Here is a 2874-nt window from a genome sequence, read left to right on the forward strand (position 1 = left end):
CTCCGCTAGTGCGAGCTTGCAGCTCGTTCATTTTCTGCTTTATACTAAGTCTATTGCTAAAACATCCGCTAGTGCGAGCTTGCAGCTCGTTTATTTTCTGCTTTTATACAAAGTCTATTGCTAAAACTCCCTTTCCGCCACTGTAATCAATTGCACTACTGTACTTCCAATGGTGTGCTTCGGTAACAAAACCGGATACTACTGGGTTTTGATGTATATAATTTACTTTCTGGTCTATTACTTCTGCACTCCATAATTCTATCGGATGGTTATGCTGTTGCCAGAACTGCCGTTTCTTTACATTGCTGTTTTTTGTACCTGCCCGCTGCATCAGCCATAGCATCCACTCCCTCCTGCTTTCCTGCATATTGTTTTCAATTGATGCCTGTAAGGCTTTCGATGTAAATGTTTTCAGGCTCTTTAATAATTCTCCCGGGTTATTGTCCTTTGCCCGAAATATTAAGTGCACATGGCTGGGCATTATACACCAGCAAAAAATTTCCATGCCTTTTTCCTTTCTGCAATAATCCAGGCTTTCAAGCATCCTATCAAAATATAAATCTCTTACAAAAACATCAAGCCAGTAAACTGTGGCAAAGCTTACAAAATACAGTCCTTCTTTATTGTAAAATTTATACTTTCTGCTCATTTAGTGTTTAATAAAGGGAACGAGCTGCAAGCTCGCACCAGCTGGAGGAATTTTCTTTATTAAAGCGTCAATTTTTAAATAGCTTTCTGTAAATTTTTCTCTGTCGTTTTGTAATAACATTATTAGACTGAATAATTTTATTGACGCACTCATTTGTGTTGCTAAAGATGAAATTCTAATAATTTCCGTCATTCTTTTACTCTCAACGCTAAACTCCATTGTTTCGTTTGTGGCTAAAATGCTGCCATGAACATAGGATGAAAGCTTAGAGTATTCAGTTATTATATTACCCAAAAAAGGAATCTGACTTTCATCAGGTTTATTCATTTCTTTAATTAAAAACTTAATGATGTTTTTGTATGTGTAATTTACTGACTGTTTTTCAATTTCGCTTTTTGAATATTTTTTCAATAAATCATCCCAAGAATCAAATTTGTATAATGGGTTATATAACTGCATCTTACTAATCTCAGCTTTTACTGAGTTAATTTCGTCGTTGGCAAATGAAAAAATAAAGTACTTTTCAGAAGTTTCATCAGATTTTGTTTTTGTCCAATTGAAAAAAATGTACTTAAACCTCAAATAGTGCTCGATTAAACTTCTAAATAAAATTTTTGCGCCATATAAGTTGTCCGTTTCTGCGCAATCTAATATTCCAGTTTTTATAAAATTTGCGCTAGTGTCGAAACTTAAAATCAAGACAAAAGAAACAGGAAAATCTTTTTTAAAGTTACAGTCTTTAACTTTTGGAAAGTACTCTTGTAAACATTCAAAAATCTCATCATCTATCTCTCTAATTTTTTCAAGTTTTTCCATAGGTCAATTTCTACGAGTTTCAAAATGGCACATAACGTTCTCGGGCTTTGCGTTCGGGCGGGTTTGGGAGCACAAAGCTTCAATTTATTACTAAAGTTCATTAGAAGTGCAAAACTCCAAGTTTGCACGTCAGCCCGCCTGACGCAAAACCCGTGTTAGCGGTTCGGCATTTTTGCGTTATCAAAGTGTTTGGTCATTTTGTAGTTTGTTAAACTTACATTTCTTAGGAGGATATTTTGTTCTCTCAGAACATTGAACTCATTTTTTTCAAAAAACGGTCTTGCAGTTTTACTTACGTCAGAAGTCAAAGTCGTTTGTTTTAATCGTCTTGCTTCGGCTTCGATGTCGTCAAGTAGGCGCTGTGCTATTCCTTGTCGTTGGTGGTCTTTGTGAACGTAAAAAAGGTCAATATAATTTCCGTTGTCAAGTGTCGCAAAGCCAACAATTTTGTCTGCGTGTTGAGTTACTATAACAAATTGATTAGTCAAAATGTCGTGCCAACGCTGTTTATTGTTAATGCCCGAAGCCCATACTGCAATTTGGTTGCTATCATAGTCAGTTTTGCAAATTGCCCTTATAGTGTTCACAAACAGGTTTTGCATTTCTGTCAAGTCGTCAAGCTTTCCTTTTCTATTTACAAAATCGTTTGTCATTTCTGTTCGTTTTCGGGTCGTCCGATGCTGACCGCCAACTAAGATATTTCCACAATCCCCCTCTCCGCTAGTGCGAGCTTGCAGCTCGTTCATTTTCTGCTTTATACTAAGTCTATTGCTAAAACATCCGCTAGTGCGAGCTTGCAGCTCGTTTATTTTCTGCTTTTATACAAAGTCTATTGCTAAAACTCCCTTTCCGCCACTGTAATCAATTGCACTACTGTACTTCCAATGGTGTGCTTCGGTAACAAAACCGGATACTACTGGGTTTTGATGTATATAATTTACTTTCTGGTCTATTACTTCTGCACTCCATAATTCTATCGGATGGTTATGCTGTTGCCAGAACTGCCGTTTCTTTACATTGCTGTTTTTTGTACCTGCCCGCTGCATCAGCCATAGCATCCACTCCCTCCTGCTTTCCTGCATATTGTTTTCAATTGATGCCTGTAAGGCTTTCGATGTAAATGTTTTCAGGCTCTTTAATAATTCTCCCGGGTTATTGTCCTTTGCCCGAAATATTAAGTGCACATGGCTGGGCATTATACACCAGCAAAAAATTTCCATGCCTTTTTCCTTTCTGCAATAATCCAGGCTTTCAAGCATCCTATCAAAATATAAATCTCTTACAAAAACATCAAGCCAGTAAACTGTGGCAAAGCTTACAAAATACAGTCCTTCTTTATTGTAAAATTTATACTTTCTGCTCATTTAGTGTTTAATAAAGGGAACGAGCTGCAAGCTCGCACCAGCTGG

Annotated in this window: 4 protein-coding genes; all 4 read right to left on the bottom strand. The window is 36.9% G+C overall.

What is annotated here, in order from left to right:
* Positions 1-103: 103 nt before the first annotated feature.
* The 4 genes from BCY91_RS08500 to BCY91_RS08515 all read right to left on the bottom strand — a co-directional run bounded on the left by BCY91_RS08500 (position 104) and on the right by BCY91_RS08515 (position 2829).
* Positions 104-649, bottom strand: coding sequence for an REP-associated tyrosine transposase (locus BCY91_RS08500; protein WP_120181092.1), 546 nt, complete (start codon positions 647-649; stop codon positions 104-106).
* The gene (locus tag BCY91_RS08505) at positions 650-1465 is read right to left on the bottom strand and encodes a DUF5677 domain-containing protein (RefSeq protein WP_120181546.1); all 816 of its coding nucleotides are present in this window, start codon (positions 1463-1465) and stop codon (positions 650-652) included. It abuts the gene before it with no gap.
* 155 nt (positions 1466-1620) lie between these two features.
* Positions 1621-2211, bottom strand: a complete 591-nt coding sequence (locus BCY91_RS08510) for a GNAT family N-acetyltransferase (RefSeq protein WP_245989047.1) — start codon at positions 2209-2211, stop codon at positions 1621-1623.
* A gap of 72 nt (positions 2212-2283) precedes the next feature.
* On the bottom strand, positions 2284-2829 hold the full coding sequence (locus BCY91_RS08515; RefSeq protein WP_120181092.1) for an REP-associated tyrosine transposase: 546 nt from the start codon (positions 2827-2829) through the stop codon (positions 2284-2286).
* Between the last annotated feature and the right edge of the window lie 45 nt (positions 2830-2874).

It is taken from the genome of Pelobium manganitolerans, assembly GCF_003609575.1.
In the GTDB taxonomy this organism is placed as follows: Bacteria; Bacteroidota; Bacteroidia; order Sphingobacteriales; family Sphingobacteriaceae; genus Pseudopedobacter; species Pseudopedobacter manganitolerans.